Raw genomic sequence first — 22210 nt, 5'->3', positions numbered from 1 at the left:
TGTTAATCAAGCAATTCTGTTGCCAACGCTTTTAAGTCGAGATCGCCGTAAGTGCCTGAGCTCATCAAAAGGAGATTGGCATTTTCCCAAATTAATGTTTTCAAGAACGCCACCATTTCCGCGGAATCGGTAAAAACTTTCAGATCGTCGCGCTTGAAAGCTGTGCGAATGTCTTCTTCCGAGATCGGTTCAAGGCGCTTGTGTTCAACTGTTTGCGGATTGTAATAAACCACTGCAATGTCTGCTGCCTTTAATTTTCTGCGATATTGGCTCAAAAACGCTTTGTTAAGGCTGCTGAATGTGTGCAGCTCTGCGCAGGCAACCAATGTGCGCTCCGGATATTGTTCTTTCAATGCAGCTGTCGTAGCCTCTACTTTTGACGGCGCATGCGCGAAATCGCGGTAAATGTTGACGGTTTCGCTTTTACCCAACAGTTCCAGGCGTTTGGAAGCACCTTTGAAACTTTGAATGGCTTCATAAAATTCATCGTCGGTAATGCCCAGGCGTTCACAAACTGCATAAGCTCCGCTGATATTTTTCATGTTGTGATTACCAAAAACCAGCACAGGAACTTCCTTATTATCAGGCGTGATGAGGATTGTTTTGCCATCTTCAATCTTGTAGGGATGGGCATGATAGGGTGTGCTCACAACATCTGCACGCTCTTTTTGCCCGATAACATTCAGCATATCGTCGGTTTCATCGAAGATAATCCCGCCTGCTTTTGGCAACGAGTCGGCCAGTAGTTCAAATTGCTTCACGTAGGATTCCCAAGTTGGGAAAACATTGAAATGATCCCAGGCAATGCCGCTGATCAAAGCAATGTGCGGCTGGTAATGCATGAATTTCGGGGTAGGATCGAGGGGCGAAGTGAAATATTCGTCGCCTTCGATCACGATCAGCGGTGCTTCTTCCGAAAGCTTCACCATGTTATCAAACCCTTCGATCTGGGCACCTACCAAATAGTTGAAAACACGCTTATTATGATTCAAAACGTGTAAAATCATGGAAGTAATGGTCGTTTTACCATGGCTTCCTGCGATCACCACGCGTTGTTTGTTTACGCTTTGTTCAAAAATATATTCGGGATATGAATACACCTTAATGCTTAGTTCCTTTGCTTTTGCCAGCTCCGGATTGTCCTGCCTGGCATGCATACCCAAAATAACAGCCGATAGATCGGCTGTTATTTTTTCAGGAAACCAGCCAGTAACCGCCGGAAGCAATTCATGTTTAGAAAGGCGGCTTGCCGAGGGTTCATATATTTCGTCATCGGACCCCGTTACTACAAAACCTTTTAAATGCAGGGCAATCGCAAGATTATGCATTACGCTGCCGCCGATCGATATAAAATGTATTTTATCCAGAGATGAAATCTGACTCATTGATAATGATTAACTGTTTCTAACTAAGCTAGTTTCTTATATTTAATCCGCTTCGGCGTCAGGTCGGAGCCTAATCGCTTCTTACGGTTTTCCTCATATTCAGAGAAGTTACCTTCAAACCAATACACCTGCGAATCACCTTCAAAAGCAAGGATATGCGTTGCTACGCGATCCAGGAACCACCGGTCGTGGGAGATGATTACTGCGCAGCCTGCAAAGTTTTCCAAACCTTCTTCCAGTGCACGCAACGTATTGATATCCAAGTCGTTGGTAGGCTCATCGAGCAAAAGTAAATTGCCGCCTTCCTTCAATGTCATGGCTAAGTGCACGCGGTTCCTTTCTCCGCCGGACAGGTTACCGACTTTCTTTTCCTGATCGCCGCCGCCAAAATTAAAACGGCTTACATAGGCCCGTGCGTTCGATTGCTTGCCTGCGATCATGATCCAGTCGTTGCCATCTGCAATACTTTGGTAAACCGTTTTGGCAGGATCCAGATTATCATGTTCCTGGTCCACATAGGCCAGTTCCACCGTGTCGCCCACATCGAAATGTCCACTCAATGGTTTCAATTGCCCTGTTATGAGTTTAAAAAGTGTGGTTTTACCCGCACCATTCGGCCCGATAATGCCAACGATCCCGTTGGGAGGCAATGCAAAACTTAGGTTCTCGTATAAAAGCCTGTCCCCAAAACCCATTGAGACATTGTGCGCTTCGATGACCTTGTTCCCGAGACGGGGTCCCGCCGGGATAAAGATCTCCAATTTTTCTTCTTTCTCGCGCCCTTCCTCACCCAATAAGCGCTCGTAAGCACCCAAACGGGCTTTGGATTTGGCTTGGCGTCCTTTCGCACCCATACGCACCCATTCCAGCTCGCGCTGCAATGTCTTCTGACGTTTTGACTCTGTTTTTTCTTCTTTCTTCAAACGTTCCTGCTTTTGTTCCAGCCAGGAAGTGTAATTTCCTTTCCATGGAATGCCTTCGCCGCGGTCCAGTTCGAGAATCCAGCCAGCCACATTATCCAGGAAGTAACGATCGTGGGTTACGGCGATAACCGTTCCTTTATATTGTCTCAAATGCTCTTCCAGCCATAAAACCGACTCCGCATCCAAGTGGTTGGTAGGCTCATCCAGCAGCAATACATCAGGCTGGCGAAGGAGCAGGCGGCATAATGCAACCCGGCGTTTTTCACCACCCGAAAGCGTTGCAACCAATGTATCCGAAGGCGGGCAGCGCAGGGCGTCCATCGCTATTTCGAGTCGGTTATCCAGGTTCCAGGCGTCTGTTGAATCCAGCTTTTCCTGCACTTCACCCTGGCGTTCCAGCAGCTTATCGAAGTCCGCATCTTCTTCTCCGAATGCCTCATTGATCTGCTCAAATTCCTTTAACAGGTCAACTATTTCCTGAACACCTTCTTCTACAACTTCTCTTACAGTCTTTGTGGGATCCAGTTTGGGCTCTTGTTCAAGCATTCCAACGGAGTAACCGGGAGAGAAAACCACGTCTCCCTGTATGTCCTTATCAATTCCTGCTATAACGCGCAAAAGCGTTGATTTACCTGATCCGTTTAAACCTAAAACCCCAATTTTAGCACCATAAAAAAAGGATAAATAGATGTTTTTAATGATATGCCGGTTTGGAGGAATGATTTTGTTAACCCCCGACATTGAGAAAATAATGGTTTCGTTACTCATTTTTTGTTTAATTTGTGCGATAACAAATATCGTTATTATCCCTACACTTAGCAGATAAAAAATTGAAAGAATGGAAAATGCCACATTGAATGATGAATACGGCTATGTTAAAGACAGCAAAGTATTTTTAAAGGGGTATTTGGAATTCCCCGACCGGCAAATTGGAGAAGTAAAGAGAACTGAGCAGGAAGCGATTGATTACTTTAAAAATCGTTTTAACATCGTTCTGAACAAAGTGGAGCAGTTGGAACAAGAAATAGATGAGGCACTTAACAAGGGTTCTTATCTTACCAAGCTGATCCAGCTTCAACGTAAGCTTAAAGGTTTTGATGCACTCGGGGACTTTGTTCCATTGTTGCAGAGACTGGAAGAGAAAGAGGAATATCTGAAAGGTTTGATCGAGGTTAACCAGCTTAAAAACCTGGAAATCAAACGTGCTTTGATCGAAGATGTAAAGGTTGCGGCGGCTATCGAAGATTATACGGCGGCAACGGATCAGATTCAGGAAATCAAAGCCAAGTGGATTCGCACCGGGCCTGTGGAGAAGGAATATCAGGAAGAAGTGGAAACGACTTTCCAGCAAATCCTGGACGATTTCTTCCAACGCCGGAGGGATTATTTCGACGAGCAGAATAAAATTAACCAGTTCCGTATCGAAGAGTATGAAAAGCTGATCAAGATCACGAAAACGCTGAGTTATTCACGCGATCTGGACGACGCTTATCAGAAAGCCAGGGAAGTGCGGAATGCCTGGAACAACATTGGTGAAGTGCCGCCAAAGCGCTTTTTCAAGGTGAATAAGGCTTACAGGCACTTCTTGAAATTGTTCTATGATAAATATAATCTCGCCAAAGGAATCGAGCCCAAAGTGCGCGTTGACCCACGGATCGTTGAACAACAGAAATTGCTGCAACAAGCGGAAACATTGCTTCGTGCACCAGACATTATTGAGGCATCGCAGGAAGCAAAAGTCCTTTTGAGCAAATGGAAGGAGATTAAAATCCCTTTCAAAATGGCAGATAAGGAGCTTGCAGAGCGTTTCAGAATGGTTTGCGATAAGATATTTGAGCTTAGCTATCTGGCCCGTGTGATCAGCCGCAAATATCCTGCATTTGAACTGAAAAGCCCCGAAGAGCAGCTCAGAACAAAATACAGAGAACTTGAATGGCTTGCCAAACGCGAGAAAAGTGACCTGGAATTTGCCATACTTGAATTTGACAGGACTGCCACCGGCGATCCAGAGCAAGACAAGCAGGCAGCCGGCCGCATCAATATTCAGAAGCGGAAGGTTCAGATGAAAGAAAAGATCCTTTCAGAATTCGAAAGAAAATTGAAAACGATTACGGGTTAGTCAAATACGGGCTAGCGCTTATTTAGCAACCCGCATTGAGGACTGATTAATAACAAGATTGGAAGGCAATACCCTGGTCTCATATTCGGCCGGGGTATTTTTGCTTTCTATCAGATCGAGAAGCAATGATGTGGCTTGCTGGCCCATTTCAAATGACGGCTGCGTAACCGAGCTCACCGGCGGATCGAGCAATGACGACATCGCCAGATCACAAAAACCAACCACCGCCACGTCGTCCGGCATGCGGTAACCCAGCTGCCGCAGTGCCCAATGGATGCCCATGGTGATCCGGTCACTCGCTCCGAAAATCGCATCAGGACGTTCCCGAAGCGCCATCAACTGATACGTGCGCTCCGTCCCGCCTGCCTGGGTGATTTCACTATGCAACACCCATTCTTCCTTAAAATCAATGTTGTGTTTCCTTAATGCGTCCTTATAACCCTCCAAGCGGAACCGCGTGATGGAAACTGGTTTTGGTCCGGCAATGTGTGCAATGCGCTTGCAACCGCGTTTAATCAAATGTTCTGTTGCTTCAAATGCGCCCTTGTAGTCATCCACGCGCACCTTATGCGTTTGCATTGCGTCACTCACACGGTCAAAAAATACCACCGGAATGCCTTGTTCCTGCAAAGAAACAAAATGATCAATGTTCTCCGACTGGCTTGAAATGGCCACAACAAGCCCATCGACACGCCGTGAAGCAATGTGCCGTGATGCAGAACGCTCGCGCTCGAGCTGTTCATGGCTTTGGTAAATCATCGTGTGATAGCCACGGCTATAAGCAATGTCCTCTACGCCTCCGATGGCCGACGAGTAGAACCGGTTTGCAATGTCAGGCACAATGACGCCAATGGTTTGCGTGCGGTTTTTTAACAAACTAATAGCAATTGGATTGGGATAGTAATTGAGTTTTTCGGCCAGCTCAATGACCTTATTTTTTGTCTCCTCACTGATTTCACTGCTGTCCCGCAGCGCCCGCGAAACCGTCGATTTGGAAATGTTAAGCTGCCTGGCAATTTCCTTAATGGTGATAGAGACCTTCTTCATGGAATGTATGGGAATAATACAATTACAACAATTTGTATAAAAAATGCGCTAACCGGCATTTGTTGCACAAATTACAAAGAGTGCACCAAGTTCCGGGAAAAATTACGAAAACGGGAACGGTTCCGGGAACGGTTGCGTAGATTTATTGATTTTTTTCAAGATTAAATTTTGTGTATCAACGAACCAATCGTTAAACTAGGTTCACTGTTGACGAGGCAAGTATGCCTTTTACCACTACGAATCCAGGAAATTTTCTATAATTAACCTAGCTCATTAATGGAAGCAAAATCATTTACCAACACCCTATCATCCGCCCATTCCCAGAAAAGTGCGCTGGAAAGTTTATTTGGCAAAGTGGTGGCAACCGGAGATTATCATGCTTTCCGTGAATTGTTCACGCATCATTACCGGTCGCTTTGTAATTATGCAATGCGTGTGGTGGTTACGCGGGAAATCGCGGAGGAAGTGGTTTCAGATGTGTTTGTGAAACTTTGGAAAAATCGCGAGCAGATTGAAGTGCATACTTCGTTTCAGGCTTACATTTACAGAGCAGTAAGAAATCAGGCGCTGGATTATCTTAAACTGAGGATCCACCGGCAAAATGAGCGTGAATCACTGGATTCCGTACAATGGAACCTGACGCATGCAGACCATTTCTCGCCTGCCGAAGAACTTACATTCAACGAGTTTTTTGATCATGTAGAAGGTTGCATCAAGGCTTTGCCAAGGCAATGTCAGCTGATTTTCCGGCTCAGCCGCGAAGAGGGCCTTCGTTACCGTGACATTGCTGAAAAGCTTGAAATTTCGGTTAAAACAGTGGAAACGCAGATGAGCCGGGCGTTGAAAGTCTTACGCGAACGCGTTCCCGAACATAGGTTAGTAGCATAAATTCAGATATGGCATTAGAACAAACATGGCGTTGGTTTGGCCCCAATGATCCTGTCACATTGCAGGACGTCCGTCAAGCCGGGGCAACAGGCATCGTAACCGCATTGCACCACATCCGTAACGGGGAAGTGTGGGAAGTTGCTGAAATACAAGCACGCAAAGAAATGATCGAGCAAGCCGGCCTTACCTGGTCGGTGGTGGAAAGTGTCCCGGTCCACGAAGCGATCAAGACCCGGACCGGAGATTTTGAACGATACATTATAAATTACCAGCAAACATTGGTGAACCTGGGCGCATGCGGCATAGACACCGTTTGCTACAACTTCATGCCTATTCTGGACTGGACAAGAACCGATCTGGATGCCCCTATGAAGGATGGTTCAACAGGTTTGCGGTTTGACGCAGCGCAGTTTGCCGCTTTTGATCTTTATCTTTTGAGAAGACCTGAGGCGGAAGACGACTACACCGGCGAGCAAAAGCAAAAAGCAAAAAGCTGGCTGGATCATGCGGGAGAAGCAGAAGTTAACAAGCTCGTAAGGAACATTATAGCAGGCTTGCCGGGCTCCGAGGAAAGCTTTACCATTGAGGAATTCAGGACGGCATTGAGTGCATATGCGCATGTGGGTGACCTGGAATTGCGGACCCATTTATACCAGTTCATCCAGGCCATTGCGCCGGTTGCAGCCGAGGCAGGGATAAGGCTTGCGATCCATCCCGATGATCCTCCGTATCCAATTTTGGGACTGCCACGCGTGGTAAGCACAGAAAACGATGCATTGTTATTATTGGAAGCATATGATCATGAGGCAAATGGCATTTGCTTTTGTACAGGTTCATATGGTGTAAGACCTGATAATGACCTCAGCGGAATGGTCGACAGGTTGGGCAACCGGATCCATTTTATCCATTTACGCGCCACAAAAAGAGAACACGACGGCAGTTTCTACGAAGCAGATCACCTCGATGGCGATGTGGACATGTATAGCGTTATGAAAGCATTGCTATCAGAGCAAAGACGCCGGACCGAAGCCGGAAGGACAGATTTAAGAATGCCGTTCCGCCCGGACCACGGTCACAGAATGCTCGACGATCTTTCAGGGACTAAAAGGACAAATCCGGGTTACACTGCCATCGGAAGGTTACGTGGTTTGGCAGAGTTACGGGGGTTGGAGTATGCTATTGAGCGGATTGGCCCCTAAATCCCCTGAAGGGGACTTTGCGTTTCTGCTGGGGGTTAGCCCCTAAATCCCCTAAAGGGGACTTGCGTTTTGCTTTGTATTGATCTTAAATAACTAAAAAAATAGCCCCCTCTTAGGGGGTTGGGGGTATGACAACATTCGCTACTGCACAAAAAACATTCATATCCGACGACTTTCTGCTTCGTTCGGAGACTGCGCGCATTCTTTATCATGATTATGCCAAAGAGATGCCGATCATCGATTATCACTGCCACCTTCCTCCCGATCAGATCGCGGCGGATAAGCAGTTTGAGAATATCACGCAGATCTGGTTATATGGGGACCATTATAAGTGGCGGGCGATGCGTGCGAATGGGATTAATGAGCGCTATTGCACGGGTGATGCGAGCGACTGGGAAAAGTTTGAACAATGGGCGATCACGGTGCCTTACACCATGCGTAACCCGCTGTATCACTGGACGCACCTAGAATTGCTACGTTATTTTGACATTGATATTTTACTAAACAAAGATTCTGCAAGAGAGATCTATGACGAATGTTCGGCTAAATTGAAGCAGCCGGATTTTTCGGTCAGGAATCTTTTGAAACGAATGAATGTGAAGATCGTTTGTACAACAGATGATCCTACGGATTCCCTTTCTGACCATCAGGCGATCAAAGACAGTGGTTTTGACCTTAAAGTGCTGCCTACTTTCCGTCCTGATAAAGCAATGTTGCTGATCGATTCGCCGGAAGAATTCAATCAATATCTTACCAAGCTGGCAGCGGCTTCGGGGGCGGGAGAAATTAATTCTTACGAAGAACTCCTGGCAGCTTTGCAGAACCGACACGACTTTTTTGCATCCATGGGCGGCAAGCTTTCGGATCATGGGTTGGAGCATATTTATGCCTCATTTGATGAAGAAGCTGCGAAAGCGGCGTTTGCGGCGGCGCGCAACGGACAGCTTCCAGGCGATGCACAACGCGAAGCATTCAAATCTATGGTGCTTTTTGAAACTGCGAAAATGGATCATGCAAAATCGTGGACACAACAATTTCACTTAGGAGCATTGCGAAATAACAATGCGCGTATGCTGCGGGAGCTCGGCCCGGATACAGGCTGGGATTCTATCGGCGATTACAGCCAGGCCTCTGCAATGTCTAAGTTTTTTAATAAACTGGATTCCACAAATCAGCTGACCAAAACCATCCTCTATAACCTCAATCCAGCCGATAATGAAGTGTTGGCGACGATGACCGGTAATTATAATGACGGCACCATTGCAGGCAAAATGCAGTTTGGCTCCGGCTGGTGGTATCTTGATCAGAAAGACGGAATGGAGCGCCAGATGAATGCACTTTCCAACATGGGGCTATTGAGCCGTTTCGTAGGAATGCTGACCGATTCAAGGAGCTTTCTGTCTTACCCGCGTCATGAATATTTCCGCAGGATCCTTTGCAACATGATTGGCAGCGATGTAGAAAATGGTGAGCTTCCTGATGATATGCAATGGCTTGGAAAAGTGGTTCAGGACATTTCTTATCGCAATGCAAGTAATTATTTCGGATTTTAGGTAGGTTTGCAACTATGGCTCAAATAGTTTCTTTTGGAGAAGTCCTCATGCGACTTTCTACACCAGGTTTTTCCCGTTTTGAACAAGCACGTCAACTGAATGTTACCTATGCCGGCGGAGAAGCGAATGTTTCTACGGCTTTGGCATATTGGGGACATCATACGGCACATGTAACGCGTTTTCCTGACTCGGCAATAGGTCGGGCAGCAGCGCAATATCTTCAATTTCACGGGGTTGACATCTCCCACATCATTTACGGAGGCCCCAGAATGGCCGTTTATTTTCTTGAAATGGGTGCGGCCCTGCGCGGCAGCCAGATCGTTTATGATCGTGCTAACTCATCATTGGCCGAGATAGACCCAAAGGAAATTGATTGGGACAGCATTTTGAAAGATGCCAAATGGTTTCACTGGGCAGGCATTACGCCGGCACTTTCCCAGGGAGCAGCAGACGCGCTTCTGGATGGAATTAAAACAGCACGGAAATACGGAATAACCGTCTCAGGTGATATTTTTTACAGGGCAAATCTGTGGAAATATGGTAAAAAGCCATCTGACATTCTCCCCGAACTGACTGCCGGAACGGACATTGTGATCGCAAACAGCGAAAATATAAAGGAGATTTTTGGCATCGGCGGAAACGATTTTATAGAGTCCTGTGTCAATTTACAGAAGGCCTATCCGCAAGTGAAGACGGTTGTTGATACAAAACGGACTTCCATCAGCGCGTCACACAACCTTTTACGGGCTTATCTATGGAACGGAAAAGAATTGTTGGAAACGGCTGATATTGAAATCAACCCCATTATCGACAGAGTGGGTGGTGGAGACGCATTCATTGCCGGTTTGATACACGGATTGATTACATTTAATGATCAGCAAAAAGCACTTGAATTTGGCGTTGCGGCCTCTGCGTTGAAACATACGATCGAAGGGGACGCATTGATTTCCACAATTCAGGAGGTTGAGGCGATCCGGCAGGGGGAAACTTCGGGTAGGATCAAACGCTGATTACCGTTCCAAAAAAAGAATGATATGGACAAAGAAACAACATTAACACTATTGAATCAGGTCGGCGTGCTGCCGCTGTTTTATCATGGTGATATAGAAATAGCGAAAGAGGTTATCAATGCCAGTTACAGGGGCGGTGCCCGTGCGTTTGAGTTTACAAACCGCGGCGAAAACGCATTTACTGTATTTACTGAGCTGGTTGCCTATACAAAAGAGAGCTTGCCAGGCTTATCCATGGGCATAGGGACCATTTATGATGCCGAAACTGCACAGAAATTCATCGATGCAGGGACCGATTTCATTGTAACACCTTGCCTTAACCCTGCCGTTGGATATGCTTGTGCGAAAGCCAACATTCCCTGGATTCCGGGCGTTTCTACATTAACGGAGATTTACAACGCACAGCAGGCAGGAGCCGAAGTGGTTAAACTTTTTCCAGGTGATGTTGTAGGATCCAAATTCATTAAAGCGATCCGCGGGCCTATGCCGAATGTTAAAATCATGGTAACCGGGGGCGTACAGCCAACTGCTGAAAGCATTAACGAATGGTTTGGAGCAGGCGCCTATGCGGTTGGCTTGGGATCCAATTTATTTCCAAAAGACATCATCGAAGCCGGTAACTATTCCTGGATCGAGCAGAAAGTTGCTGAAAGCATAGCACTGGTTGCCCAGTTCCGGAAAGCGAGCTGATCATTCAATTTTCAATATGACTGAAAGCGGAACTTAATCTTTTTTACGTTCCGCTTTTTTGCGTTCACGCTTTGCCTTTCTTTCCGCACGTCGCTCTTTACGCTTCTCTTTTCTCTCCTTCCGCACTTCCTTAATAGTGTCTTTTACGCTCATAGAAGAGTCGTATTCAGCCTTAAAGGCTTCCACATAAGCATTCCGGAGCACATTGATAATGATGGGCCAGAAGTCAGTTGAAATTTCGCCCACAGTCCCTTTTAATGGAATGCGTGTGGCCACCTGATCCTTCTTTTTATTTTCCAAAATGAAAGCACCGCCTTCTGCCAGAAGTTCGCGAAAGAACTGGCTCGCATTGCGGTTTTCTTCCTTCATTTTAAATATTTTCATGTCTTTGGTAAGCGGTTTCAAATAGCCTTCCAGCTTTCCGTCGACCATTTTCATCTCGCTCAGAAGGCTCATTGTGCCCTGCTCAAAATCCAGGTTGCCATACTGCCGCGCCAGACTGTTGAGTTTCACCAATTGAAGGTCTTTCAAACTAAGATTGTAATCAAAGTCCGGAATTTTCTTTAACAGCATCATATTGGCCGTAAAGAGCATGGTCCCGCCAAAACCAGGCATATCACCAGTCGCTTTTACTGGCGAAGGAAAACTTTTACCTTTTTCTTCAACGTTCCGAATGTTCTCGATTTCGAGGTTGAAGTTTTTCAGCGTCAGGTCGGTTTTGGGCTGGCTTACAATGCTGGTAAGGTCTACTTTGCCATTAATGATCTGGAAACGGTTTATTTCAATGGGCAAAAGGTCTTTGATCACTTTGGTCCAATCGTTTTCCGCACCAGTCTGGCTGGCTTCCTCGCTGCTGCTGAATGCGAAGTTGATCTCCGGGTTATGACATTCCACCTCGCTCACCAACTTTCCTTTCAGCAACGACTCCCACTGCACCGAGAGGTCCATCTTAGGGATAAGAATAAAAGGCTCCTTTATTTTGCCATTCACCTTGCGGATATTCATACCGTCTATCTGGTAAGCGCCGCGGATGAGATGAATGTCAACGTCGTCAATGTGCCCGGTATAGCCATCCATATCAGCCAGCACCTTGTTCACATATTTCACCACGAAATAGGGAAGCAGCAAGCGTGCGATTATAACAATAACCACTATTCCTATCAGTATTTTTATAGATTTTTTCACAGTTATAAGTCAAAAATCGTGATCATCATTCTTTGAGTTTCAGGGTGTCATAAAGTCAAAAATGATGCCAAAGGGATTTTTAGCATCAGACAGGCAACAGTGAATCGAAGTGCTTGTAAATAAAAAGTCCGCTTTTGTCTGTTTCAACAAAAAGCGGACCGTATGTATGAAGGCTTCCGGTAAAGTCGCCTTATCCTATTTTTATTAGATAATGGCGTTATACAGCATTAATCAACATCAATTTTGGGCGCATCGGCACCGGGGACAATGCGCAATGTATCCATCGCTGCTGCCTCGGCCATATGCGACTTCACAGCGTCCAGAAATCCGGGAAGCTGCGTCAGATCCGTATCCCAAAGTGATACATCGGCTAAAACTTTCTCTGCAAGATCAAGCGGTGAAGCCGCCGTTTTCCACATTTCATCGAAATACGGGGCGGCATCGCAGCGGATCGAATAAGGCTGGCCATCGCGATCGCCGTAGTAAGCGCCGTCTTTATGGACGACCGGCTTCATAAATTTCAGGAATGCAGCGAAACCCTCTGCAAAAAGCGCTGGTGCCTGATCGGACTTTTTGTAATGGCTCAGCAATGTGGGGATATTCCGCATTCTCATTTTGGCTGTGTATTGCACAGTAATGTCGACCAGCTGGTGGCGGATGAACGGGTTGCGGAAACGGTCCAGAACCTGGTTGCCAAATTCCTGCGCACGCGCCGCATCCACATTATAAGGAATGGCGGGAGCGAGTTCTGTCAACATTAAATCCGCTATAAAAGATGCGGTTTCAGGGTTTTCCATGCTTTCCCGGACCGTATCCAGTCCATTCAGGAAGCAAAGGCCGCAAGCAAGCGTATGCGTGCCGTTAAGGAGGCGTAATTTCAGCTCTCTGTACAGATCAATGTTGGGTTCTATCACGACGCCTTTATCCGCTTCAGCAAAGCTTAAAACGGATTTCACATGTTCGCTCCCTTCAATAGCCCATAATCTGTAAACCTCCGAAACGATCAGTAAGTCATCCTTATAACCTTGTTGACCCGAAATAAGCGCCACGGTTTCAGCGTCCGGTTTGCCGGGAACAATGCGGTCCACAAGCGAGCTGCAAAAATGATTATGTTCTTCCAGCCATTGATTGAATGTTTCGTCCAGGTTGTGACGTTTGGCTTGTTCGAGAACAATGTCGCGTAATTTTTGCCCGCTGTTAACGATCAGCTCAGTAGGAACGATCACCATTCCGGACGCTGCACTTCCGTTAAATGCTTTAAAGCGCTCATACAAGTAAGCCGTCAGTTTTCCGGGGTAGGAAGCTGGGGGAGTAGCAAAAATATCATCCTCAGTCAGTTGTATCCCAACTTCTGTCGTATTTGAAATAACAATTTTTAATCCCGGGTTGTGAGCACATTCCAGAATCTCAGCCCAATGACTGTTTGCTGAAATGGTCCGGCTTATGGCGCTATTAATTACCAGCTTATCAACCTGATTTCCATCCTCAATGCCGCGGATGCTGTGTGAGAATACATTTTGCTGCGTAGCAAATGCATCGGTCCCGCCGCTGTTTGTAGACTTCACAACCACAATCCTGCCATTGAAAATCCCTTGCTGATTGGCCTTGTTTACAAAATAATCGGGCAAGCCGCGCAGCAGCACGCCTGTACCAAACTGAATGATCTTTTCAGGCAGTGCAAGCAGGTTGTGATGGTTTGGCAACAAGTCTGGACGCTGGTCCAGCAATTCGGGGGAAAGCTGCGGTAGGGACATTTTAATAATGAATAGTTGTTGATATCAGGACGTGTTTTCGAATTACAAACCCCTAAGCAAAAAAGACGCCCGGAAGCGTCTTTTTTGAACTCAAAATAAATTATTTTTTTGAAAACGGCCTTTAAACGTCCAGAGTCGCGTATCCGCTTTCTTCTTTTTCTTTCTTCTCTTCCGGGAAAATAAAATTGGTGGCATTTTTTACCTTCTCAGGCAGCAATGCATATTCCAGCACCTCATCAATCTGATCCACATAATGGAACGACAGATCTTTGATATAATTCGCTGGCACCTCCTCCACATCCTTGCGGTTTTTTACACAAAGAATAATTTCCTTCACACCTGCACGGCGCGCAGCAAGGATTTTTTCCTTCACACCGCCCACAGGCAATACTTTTCCCCTTAATGTGATCTCGCCCGTCATCGCGATGAACGGTTTCACCCGGCGCTGCGTAAAGATTGAAGCCATAGAAGTTACCATGGTCACACCCGCAGAAGGCCCGTCCTTGGGCACGGCACCCGCAGGCACGTGTACGTGAAGGTCATAATGGTTAAAGATCCTGTAATCGATGCCTAACCGGTCTGCATTGGCTTTCAGATAAGATAATGCGGCCACCGCCGATTCTTTCATCACATCACCCAGCTGGCCAGACAATGTAAGGTTTCCTTTTCCGCGGCTCAGGCTGGTTTCAATGAATAGAATTTCACCACCGACAGAAGTCCAGGCCAGGCCTGTTACTACGCCTGCGAAATCATTATCCTGATACAGATCCTTGTCAAAAATCTCTGCGCCAAGGTATTTTTCAATCTGCTCAGCCTTAATGGTTTTAGGATATTCCTGCTCCATCGCAACCGATTTAGCGATTTTACGGACAACCGATCCTATTTTCTGTTCCAGGTTCCGGACACCGGATTCTCTGGTATAACCTTCTATAATTTTAGTCAATGCAACATCGTCGATCTTGATATCTGTCGATTTCAAGCCGTGATCTTTGCGTTGTTTGGGAACGAGGTAACGTTTAGCGATCTGCAATTTCTCTTCGATCGTATAACCCGTCATTTCAATGATCTCCATCCGGTCGCGCAGGGCAGGGTGGATGGTGTCCAGTGCATTGGCGGTGGCTACGAACAGAACCTTGGAAAGATCGTATTCAACTTCCAGGTAATTGTCTGTAAATGAAGAGTTTTGTTCCGGGTCGAGCACTTCCAATAATGCGGAAGAAGGATCGCCGCGATAATCGGAGCTTACTTTATCAATCTCATCCAGGATGAACACAGGATTGGCATAACCTGCTTTTTTAATGTTCTGAATGATTTTTCCCGGCATTGCGCCGATATATGTCTTTCTGTGGCCACGGATTTCCGCCTCATCATGCACGCCGCCCAGCGCCATTCTGATGTATTCACGGTTTAATGCTTTTGCAATGGATCTTCCCAGGGAAGTTTTACCAACTCCCGGAGGGCCGTATAAACAAAGAATAGGCGCTTTCAGATTGCCTTTCAGCTTCAAAACCGCCAGATATTCAATGATCCGCTCTTTTACTTTCTCCAAACCAAAATGGTCTGCGTCCAGCACTTTCTGCGCACGGACCAGGTCGAAATTGTCTTTGGTATATTGTCCCCACGGCAGGTCAACCAGCATTTCCAGGTAATTCATCGTCACCGGATATTCGGGAGCCATTGGGTTAATGCGTTGCAGCTTCGCCAGTTCTTTTTCAAAATGCAGGCGCACCGCGTCCGACCATTTTTTCTGGCTTGCTTTCAAACGGATCTCGTCCAGATCGCGCTCCAGACTGTCCATGCCAAGCTCGTCGTGCAGGACTTTTATTTGTTGTCTTAGGAAATAATCGCGTTGCTGCTGGTCAATGTCGGAGCTGGCTTTGGTTTGGATTTCCCGTTTCAATTCCAGCATTTCTATTTCCCGCATCATATACTGAAGCAGCAATGTGGCCTGCTTGTGTCCATTTCTCTCTTCAAGCAGCTTTTGCTTATCCGCAACCTCTACATTAATGTTGGAGGAAAGAAAATGGATCAGGAAAATAGGGCTTTCAATGTTATCCAGCGCGATCCTGGCCTCCTGAGGGATTTCAGGGTTCAGGCGCATGATCTTATGCGCGCCATCACGCAGGGATTGCAAAAGTGCTTTGGATTCCTTCTTGGTCGGGCCAACAAATGAATCATCAATCGCCTTAACCTGGGCAGTCAGATATGGTTCTTCGTGCAGAATGGTTTTAATCTCAAAACGTTGTCTTCCCTGCACGATAATGGTCACATTTCCATCTGGTAACGTGATCATTTTCAGGATCTGTGCAACTGTTCCGACATTGTAAAGGTCCTCAGCAGTAGGGTCTTCCTTGTTGGGAATGGCCTGGGTTACTGCTCCGAGTATGCGTTGATTTATATCCGAATTCCTGTATATTTTTTTGACTAAACGAATGGCCTTCTGGCGCACTACGGTCACGGGAATAACCATTCCTGGGAAAAGTACTGTTTGCCTGATCGGCAGTATCGCAAGTTCTTCGGGGAGTTCAAAAGGCTCATCGGAGCCATCAGGGCCACCAAGAGGAACAATTTCAAGGCTATCCATATCCGAATCGGACATTAGCAGCCGACTATATAAGTCAGAAGGTTCAAATTTCATAGGCATTCTGTCAAAATGACAGATAATCTTTTCCCAATATATAAATAATGACTTTCAAAAGAAAGGGAATAATAAAACAAAATAGCCATGCCACCAACGGCTGTGTCAGGCTTTTTAGTAACCGGAATGCGGTTAAAGAATGTGTACAGATTGTCCCTTTTTAAACAAGAATGTGCGTTTTTCGGAAGCGCTTTTAATGTTCGTCATATTGACCTGATCATCAAAAACCTCCATCAGCGTGCTGTTTTGTAGCTTGAAGCCATTCAGAGGACCATTGAATGGAATTTCGAGATAAACCCATGTTGCATCCTCCTCCTGTTCCTTCCCCACATACTTTGCAGCAACCGGTTTTTTCTGACTGTCCATCAGTACAAACGATTTCAAAACATATCGCTCGACCAAGGGATCATTTTTGTCATTGTTCTTTATCACAACGCGCTGCTTATCATTTCCCTGGGTCAGCCCTGGCTGTGACAGCGCACGTTCAAGATCGTCCGTGAACATACGTATACTCACTTCGAATGTTCTGAGCGCAGGGTTATACTGCATCTGTGTGACGCTAACATGATAATCATGCACTGACGACGACAGGGTCAAAACGAAAAAAATAAGGAAAGGAAAGCGGATTAAGCGCTTTGTCCTTTCCTTATTTTCAACCAAAAATATTTTAAAATACTGCTTTCCAGACATCATTGAATATTGCAAAAGCCATCAGGCCAAGTAAAAGCACCATGCCGACTTTCTGTGCATTTTCCAAAAAGCGATCGGATGGTTTACGTCCCGAAATGATCTCGTAAGATAGTATCACCGCGTGGCCGCCATCCAATGCCGGAATAGGTAATGCATTCATGAACGCAAGCACCATTGAAAGCAAACCGGTTAAATACCAGAAGCGGCTCCAATCCCAAACGCCCCCGAACATACGGGCAATGCCGATCGGTCCGCTGAGTGCTTTGGAAGCTGAAACTTCACCTCTGAATATTTTACCAAAACCTTTAATGTTGTTATAAACGACGGCAAAAGCATCATTTGTGCCCACCGAAATGGCTTGTGCCAATGTATATTTTACAGCCGTGTAGTTCAACAGACTTTCGGGATAGAAACCTAGCGTTCCGTCTTCGTCCACAGTAGCATTAAGCGTTTTGCTTTCCGCACCGCGTTGAACGAGCAGTTCAGCTTTTTTGCCTTTCAGATTTTGCAGCTGGCCTTGCAGCTCATGGAAGAACTGGATAGGCTGACCATTGATAGAAATGACCTTATCACCCGTTAGCAGACCTGCTTTTTGTGCAGGAGACGCCGGTACAACTTCACCGATCTTGAATGGTTCCAATGGACGGATAAAGCTTCTTTTTTCTTCCGGATCGGATAGTTTTTCGATAAAGTCATTTGGAATGTCGATCTCAACCTCTTTTCCGGCACGGTTCACAGTGTAAGAACTATTGCTTCCGAGCAGCACTTCCGAACTTCCCAGTTCATCAAAACTAGTGAACGGCTTACCATTCACCTTTACAATTTTGTCGCCCGTTTGCAGGCCGATTTCCTTGGCCAGGTCGCCGGCTACAATGCCGTATTTATTGACCTCGGTGCTGGAAAGATATTTATCCCCATTATTATACGCAATGACGATGAATATGAAAATCCCGACGATTACATTGACGATAATTCCGCCAAGCATGACGATCAAACGCTGCCAGGCTGGTTTCGAACGGAATTCATAGGGCTGAGGCTCCTTGTTCATCGTCTCAGTATCCATGGACTCGTCGATCATTCCCGATATTTTGACGAAACCTCCCAACGGGATTGCGCCAATGCCATATTCTGTTTCTCCTTTTTTAAAGCTGAATATCTTCGGAGGAAAACCAATGAAGTATTTTTCAACTCGCATTCCAAACATTTTCGCAGCAAACATATGCCCCCATTCATGCAGCCCTACCAAAATTGATAAGCCCAGAATGAGCTGCCCTGCCATTATTAATACTTCCATTCAGGTTTCGGTAATCGTTATTTGTTATTAATTAATGTACTAAATCTAATGCTTAAAATCCTCAATCCACGCTCAGAATTAAGAAACGTAATTGTGCCCTGTAAAGTTACGCAAATCCGGGCACAACATTATTTTTCTATCTGAATACCCATCATTCGCATCAATTCCGAAGCATTGAAGCTCTTACAAATTCCATCGTGCAGCTTGTAGTCGAATAGTAATTCACCGTTTTCGACATCGGACCTGAAATGGAAATTGTGAACGTAACTTTCCGTAGCGCCCCATTCCCCAAGTTCAAGATCGTGGGTCGAAACCAGCCCGGAAGCTTTTTTCATATGCAACTGTCTGATCAACGCTTCGGCTCCGCGGTGGCGGTCGGAAGAGTTGGTGCCTTTCAGGATTTCGTCCAGTAAATAAAATACCGGGGCAACATTGTTCTGGTCGGACAGTTCCAGCAGCTTTTTCAGCCTTTTTAGTTCAGCATAAAAAGATGAAGTGCTTTCTTCGAGTGAATCTTGCGTGCGCATGCTGCTGAAAACGCGTACAGGTGCGCATTTGAATGTTTTTGCACTTACTACTGCGCCCATTTGAGCCAATACGAAATTTAACCCGATCGTACGGAGAAACGTACTTTTGCCCGACATATTCGAGCCTGTTACCAGGATCGTATGCCCTGTTCCCGATACACTAAAATCATTGCTGATCCGGCGTTCCAGCGGAATGAGCGGATGGCCCATTTCCTTGGTATCAATCTGGAATTCAGGAGATTCGACAATTTCGGGAGTAATGTACGTGGGATTGGCAAATGCGTGACCAGCCAAACTGTTCATTGCTTCGGCGTCGGCCAGGACTTCCAGCCAGTCGGCTAATTTGTCGTGATTGTCCCGTTTCCAATTTTCAAGTCCTGCAATGCAAAAGAGGTCCCAAAGCGTTGGAATCCCCACAAATAGTGAGAAAAATATATTGTTGCGGTAATCCAGTTTTTCGAAGAGTGCTCCGACTTGTTTCAATGATTGCCCTGAACCTGCAATGCGGTCTTTGCGGGTAAGCCACCACTGTGCCTGGTAGGGAAACGATTGGGCGACTTCGAGGATTTCTCCATAAGAAACCAGTGTTTTCCCCAGCTCAGTGGTGCGATTTGTGACAGCATCAACATATGCTTTGAACCGCGCAATTAATACGGCATTCACGGCAATGCATAACAATAATGGCCACGCAGGCAGGATCGAAAATAAAAACAGAACGGCAACAATCACGGTAATGACACTGAACCAGCGGAAATTCAGCAGGCGTGCCATGTCTTTGTCCATAAATTCCGTCGACCATTTTCTGAAATCGCCGAGTTGCTGTGCGGCATGTTCATGCAGTAAGGCAGTTGCTTCCAGCACCTGGATCATTTCGGGATGGTTGCTGAATTCCGCCGCAGCTTCCTGCCGAAGCCTGATCTCCTTGACATCCGCATGGTTTTTGAGCCAGTTTGCGAAACGCTGGCTGCCTTCCGCGGTCCGCGTCCTGTTAAGGAGCTTATACAATGAATATTCTCCAAAAATGTCCAGATCACTTCCAAATGCATGTTCTTTTTCCTGAAACTGCACGCCGGAATCTGCTCTGCTGAAACGGAATGAAAGCCGGTTAAGCTCGTCGGTGTTGATCGTAACGAGGTTGCGCTGAAAATCGCGTAATCTCCGCGCAGCTTGCTGGCGGCGCATCGAAATCAAGAAAATCACGAGCAATCCGAATGCTACTAATCCCCAGACAGGCTGATTTTGGTTACTCCACAGCCATAGGAAGAAGATCATGGCAAAAAACACGAGTAACCTGGCAATGGCTAGCTGATTAAAGTTCTGCAATGCGGCTGCCTCGGCAATAGCTGCTTTGTTTTTTTCTGTTTCAAAAAATGCTTTGGAGGATTTCTGGGTTGTGCTGCTTGTTTCCATCAATTGCTATCTGCGGTTTCAAATTGCAATTTGATCAGATTTGCGTACAAACCATTGTCCATAAGTGTTAATTGCTGGTGCGTTCCCGATTCCGCAATGCGGCCTTCCCTGATAACGTAAATCATATCCACCTTCCTGATAGTCGCCAAACGGTGCGCTATAACGATCGTAGTGCGGTTTTTCATCAATTCATCCAATGCAATCTGCACCAGCTTTTCCGATTCCGCGTCAAGCGAACTTGTTGCTTCGTCGAGGATCAGAATTTTAGGATCTTTCAAAATCGCGCGGGCAATAGCGATGCGCTGGCGCTGACCGCCGGATAGCTTGATACCGCGTTCGCCAACGACTGTGTCAAATTTTTCAGGAAATGTATCGATGAACTCCCTGGCGTGTGCGCGTCGGGCAGCATCGTATATTTCTTCCCGGGTTGCATTGGGTTTTCCGTAGGCGATGTTCTCATAAATTGTTCCGCCAAACAGCATTACCTCCTGCGGCACGATGGCAATGTTCTTGCGCAGTTCGGTAAGGCCATAAGATTCAACAGGCTGGCCATCAATGAAAATGTTGCCCGTCTGGTGATCGTAGAATCGCATGAGCAACTGCACGATCGTTGACTTTCCAGCGCCGCTGTAACCGACCAGAGCAATTTTCTCTCCTGCTTTTATCTCAAATGAAATGCCTTTCAAAACCGGCAGATCCGCCCGTGAAGGATAAGAGAAATGAACATCCTGATATGCAATGTGGCCTTCAATAGGGCTGGCAAGCGCATTTTTTGCATTTTCCAGATCCAGCTCGGGTTCTTCTTCCAATATTTCAAATATCCTTTCGGAAGCGCCGATAACCCGGTTTATCTGCGCATACAAATCGCCCATTCCACTGATGGAAGCGCCTATGAATGTGGTATAAAGAATGAATGTAAACAAATCCGAAAGGCCAAACTCACCTGCCTGCACCAGTCCCGCGCCATACCAGATCACCCCGACAATGCCACCAAAAAGGGCGAAAATAATAAACGAAACAAATCCACCCCGGAATGCTGCCGCGTAAAGCGATAAGTCCACCACCCGCTTCAAAATCATCTGGTAACGGTTTACTTCTAGCGGTTCATTAGTAAATGCTTTGACCACATTCACAGACTGCAACGTTTCCTCTACAACCACATTGGCCGCCGCAAGCTCGTCCTGCACTTTCCTCGCAAGCCGGCGCTGATGCCTGCCGAAAAACACCGAAGCGATAACCAAAACCGGAAATGTTGCCAGCATAAAAAGCGTGAGTTTCCAGGAAGTATAAAAAAGGATGGAAACACCCACGATTAACGTGGCGACTTGTCTGAAAATCTCTGCTAACGTGAAGGAAAGTAAACCCTGTAACTGCGAAACGTCGGAAGTAATGCGGCTCGTAAGCTCGCCAACGCGACGCTGTTCGAGAAAAGCGATGGGTAATGTGATGATTTTGGTAAAAACATCCGACCGGATATTGGTCATGGCCAGTTCGCTCACTTTTGTAAACAAATACACCCGGAAGAATGAAAAAACCGCCTGGCATATTAGTATAAAGAACAGGAAAAGCGTGATCTGGTTAATGGTGTAGGGCGATTTGCCCTCAATCACTTCAATAATGCTTCCTACCAGCTTCGGGAAAGCCAGTGAAGTGGCGGTGGATAGCACAAGAAAAATGAGCCCGATAAAGAATGTGAGCCTGTACGGCCTCAAATATCTGAGCAGGTCAAGCGTCGTTTTAAGCCCTTGCCAGCTTATTTTTCGCACCGCGAATGGCGATGGTTGTTCAGGAGTGGGTTCACTTTTGGCCATTAAAAATCAGTATAGTGCACATGATAACACATGATTTGAAAATAATATTCAAATATGCGTGGTTAGGCTGCAAAAGTAAGTAAGAAC

The 22210-nt window shown here is 46.2% G+C and carries 16 protein-coding genes; 6 read left to right on the top strand and 10 right to left on the bottom strand.

Going from position 1 to position 22210, the window contains the following annotated elements:
- Window positions 1-2: 2 nt before the first annotated feature.
- Together NFI80_RS16870 and ettA are read right to left on the bottom strand one after the other, a co-directional pair.
- Window positions 3-1385, bottom strand: a complete 1383-nt coding sequence (locus NFI80_RS16870) for a UDP-N-acetylmuramate--L-alanine ligase (RefSeq protein ID WP_235165314.1) — start codon at window positions 1383-1385, stop codon at window positions 3-5.
- 23 nt (window positions 1386-1408) lie between these two features.
- Complete coding sequence (gene ettA, locus NFI80_RS16865; RefSeq protein ID WP_026629342.1) at window positions 1409-3076, bottom strand: energy-dependent translational throttle protein EttA; 1668 nt, start codon at window positions 3074-3076, stop codon at window positions 1409-1411.
- 70 nt (window positions 3077-3146) lie between these two features.
- Here ettA and NFI80_RS16860 point away from each other — a divergent pair, with 70 nt between their 5' ends.
- Window positions 3147-4427: a DUF349 domain-containing protein gene (locus tag NFI80_RS16860; protein WP_082217289.1), complete on the top strand. Its 1281-nt coding sequence runs from the start codon at window positions 3147-3149 to the stop codon at window positions 4425-4427.
- Between the two features lie 18 nt (window positions 4428-4445).
- On the opposite strand, the gene NFI80_RS16855 is transcribed toward NFI80_RS16860, so the two are convergent.
- Entirely contained in the window at window positions 4446-5474 is a 1029-nt protein-coding gene (locus NFI80_RS16855) for a LacI family DNA-binding transcriptional regulator (protein ID WP_233794884.1), read from the bottom strand.
- A gap of 276 nt (window positions 5475-5750) precedes the next feature.
- Between NFI80_RS16855 and NFI80_RS16850 the strand changes: the two genes are divergently transcribed.
- The 5 genes from NFI80_RS16850 to NFI80_RS16830 all read left to right on the top strand — a co-directional run bounded on the left by NFI80_RS16850 (window position 5751) and on the right by NFI80_RS16830 (window position 10814).
- Window positions 5751-6362 carry an RNA polymerase sigma-70 factor gene (locus NFI80_RS16850; protein WP_235161267.1) on the top strand — a complete coding sequence of 204 codons (612 nt, stop codon included), beginning with the start codon at window positions 5751-5753 and terminating at the stop codon, window positions 6360-6362.
- 8 nt (window positions 6363-6370) lie between these two features.
- Window positions 6371-7561, top strand: coding sequence for a mannonate dehydratase (gene uxuA / locus NFI80_RS16845; RefSeq protein WP_235165313.1), 1191 nt, complete (start codon window positions 6371-6373; stop codon window positions 7559-7561).
- Between the two features lie 128 nt (window positions 7562-7689).
- Window positions 7690-9114, top strand: coding sequence for a glucuronate isomerase (gene uxaC, locus NFI80_RS16840; RefSeq protein WP_235165312.1), 1425 nt, complete (start codon window positions 7690-7692; stop codon window positions 9112-9114).
- Between the two features lie 14 nt (window positions 9115-9128).
- Window positions 9129-10124 (top strand): sugar kinase, encoded by a 996-nt coding sequence (locus NFI80_RS16835; RefSeq protein WP_235165311.1) that lies wholly within the window; start codon window positions 9129-9131, stop codon window positions 10122-10124.
- A 24-nt stretch (window positions 10125-10148) separates the two neighbouring features.
- A complete protein-coding gene (locus tag NFI80_RS16830) occupies window positions 10149-10814 on the top strand; it encodes a bifunctional 4-hydroxy-2-oxoglutarate aldolase/2-dehydro-3-deoxy-phosphogluconate aldolase (protein WP_235165310.1) in 666 nt (221 codons plus the stop codon).
- Between the two features lie 33 nt (window positions 10815-10847).
- On the opposite strand, the gene NFI80_RS16825 is transcribed toward NFI80_RS16830, so the two are convergent.
- The 7 genes from NFI80_RS16825 to NFI80_RS16795 all read right to left on the bottom strand — a co-directional run bounded on the left by NFI80_RS16825 (window position 10848) and on the right by NFI80_RS16795 (window position 22123).
- Complete coding sequence (locus tag NFI80_RS16825; RefSeq protein WP_233794890.1) at window positions 10848-11999, bottom strand: DUF748 domain-containing protein; 1152 nt, start codon at window positions 11997-11999, stop codon at window positions 10848-10850.
- 227 nt (window positions 12000-12226) lie between these two features.
- Window positions 12227-13753, bottom strand: a complete 1527-nt coding sequence (locus NFI80_RS16820; RefSeq protein WP_235165309.1) for a tagaturonate reductase — start codon at window positions 13751-13753, stop codon at window positions 12227-12229.
- Between the two features lie 121 nt (window positions 13754-13874).
- Window positions 13875-16391 (bottom strand): endopeptidase La, encoded by a 2517-nt coding sequence (lon, locus tag NFI80_RS16815; protein WP_235165308.1) that lies wholly within the window; start codon window positions 16389-16391, stop codon window positions 13875-13877.
- Window positions 16392-16523: 132 nt separating this feature from the next.
- Window positions 16524-17081 (bottom strand): DUF6702 family protein, encoded by a 558-nt coding sequence (locus tag NFI80_RS16810; protein ID WP_310587940.1) that lies wholly within the window; start codon window positions 17079-17081, stop codon window positions 16524-16526.
- The gene (gene rseP, locus NFI80_RS16805; protein ID WP_233794894.1) at window positions 17059-18375 is read right to left on the bottom strand and encodes an RIP metalloprotease RseP; all 1317 of its coding nucleotides are present in this window, start codon (window positions 18373-18375) and stop codon (window positions 17059-17061) included. The genes NFI80_RS16810 and rseP overlap by 23 nt, the downstream gene beginning before the upstream one ends.
- Window positions 18376-18503: 128 nt before the next feature.
- Window positions 18504-20312 (bottom strand): MutS-related protein, encoded by a 1809-nt coding sequence (locus tag NFI80_RS16800; protein WP_235165307.1) that lies wholly within the window; start codon window positions 20310-20312, stop codon window positions 18504-18506.
- Complete coding sequence (locus tag NFI80_RS16795; protein WP_235165306.1) at window positions 20312-22123, bottom strand: ABC transporter ATP-binding protein; 1812 nt, start codon at window positions 22121-22123, stop codon at window positions 20312-20314. Before NFI80_RS16795 ends, NFI80_RS16800 begins: the two co-directional genes overlap by 1 nt.
- Window positions 22124-22210 lie beyond the last annotated feature (87 nt).

The sequence above is a fragment of the Dyadobacter chenhuakuii genome, assembly GCF_023821985.2.
Lineage (GTDB): Bacteria > Bacteroidota > Bacteroidia > Cytophagales > Spirosomataceae > Dyadobacter > Dyadobacter chenhuakuii.
Note: the sequence above shows the minus strand (reverse complement) of the source record. Positions and strands in the feature narration are given on the sequence as shown.

Excerpts from the sequence above, each read along its gene's own strand:
- NFI80_RS16870 (WP_235165314.1), bottom strand. The coding sequence starts at position 1,385 with ATGAGTCAGATTTCATCTCTGGATAAAATACATTTTATATCGATCGGC.
- ettA (WP_026629342.1), bottom strand. The coding sequence starts at position 3,076 with ATGAGTAACGAAACCATTATTTTCTCAATGTCGGGGGTTAACAAAATC.
- NFI80_RS16860 (WP_082217289.1), top strand. The coding sequence starts at position 3,147 with ATGGAAAATGCCACATTGAATGATGAATACGGCTATGTTAAAGACAGC.
- NFI80_RS16855 (WP_233794884.1), bottom strand. The coding sequence starts at position 5,474 with ATGAAGAAGGTCTCTATCACCATTAAGGAAATTGCCAGGCAGCTTAAC.
- NFI80_RS16850 (WP_235161267.1), top strand. The coding sequence starts at position 5,751 with ATGGAAGCAAAATCATTTACCAACACCCTATCATCCGCCCATTCCCAG.
- uxuA (WP_235165313.1), top strand. The coding sequence starts at position 6,371 with ATGGCATTAGAACAAACATGGCGTTGGTTTGGCCCCAATGATCCTGTC.
- uxaC (WP_235165312.1), top strand. The coding sequence starts at position 7,690 with ATGACAACATTCGCTACTGCACAAAAAACATTCATATCCGACGACTTT.
- NFI80_RS16835 (WP_235165311.1), top strand. The coding sequence starts at position 9,129 with ATGGCTCAAATAGTTTCTTTTGGAGAAGTCCTCATGCGACTTTCTACA.
- NFI80_RS16830 (WP_235165310.1), top strand. The coding sequence starts at position 10,149 with ATGGACAAAGAAACAACATTAACACTATTGAATCAGGTCGGCGTGCTG.
- NFI80_RS16820 (WP_235165309.1), bottom strand. The coding sequence starts at position 13,753 with ATGTCCCTACCGCAGCTTTCCCCCGAATTGCTGGACCAGCGTCCAGAC.
- lon (WP_235165308.1), bottom strand. The coding sequence starts at position 16,391 with ATGAAATTTGAACCTTCTGACTTATATAGTCGGCTGCTAATGTCCGAT.
- NFI80_RS16810 (WP_310587940.1), bottom strand. The coding sequence starts at position 17,081 with ATGTCTGGAAAGCAGTATTTTAAAATATTTTTGGTTGAAAATAAGGAA.
- rseP (WP_233794894.1), bottom strand. The coding sequence starts at position 18,375 with ATGGAAGTATTAATAATGGCAGGGCAGCTCATTCTGGGCTTATCAATT.
- NFI80_RS16800 (WP_235165307.1), bottom strand. The coding sequence starts at position 20,312 with ATGGAAACAAGCAGCACAACCCAGAAATCCTCCAAAGCATTTTTTGAA.
- NFI80_RS16795 (WP_235165306.1), bottom strand. The coding sequence starts at position 22,123 with ATGGCCAAAAGTGAACCCACTCCTGAACAACCATCGCCATTCGCGGTG.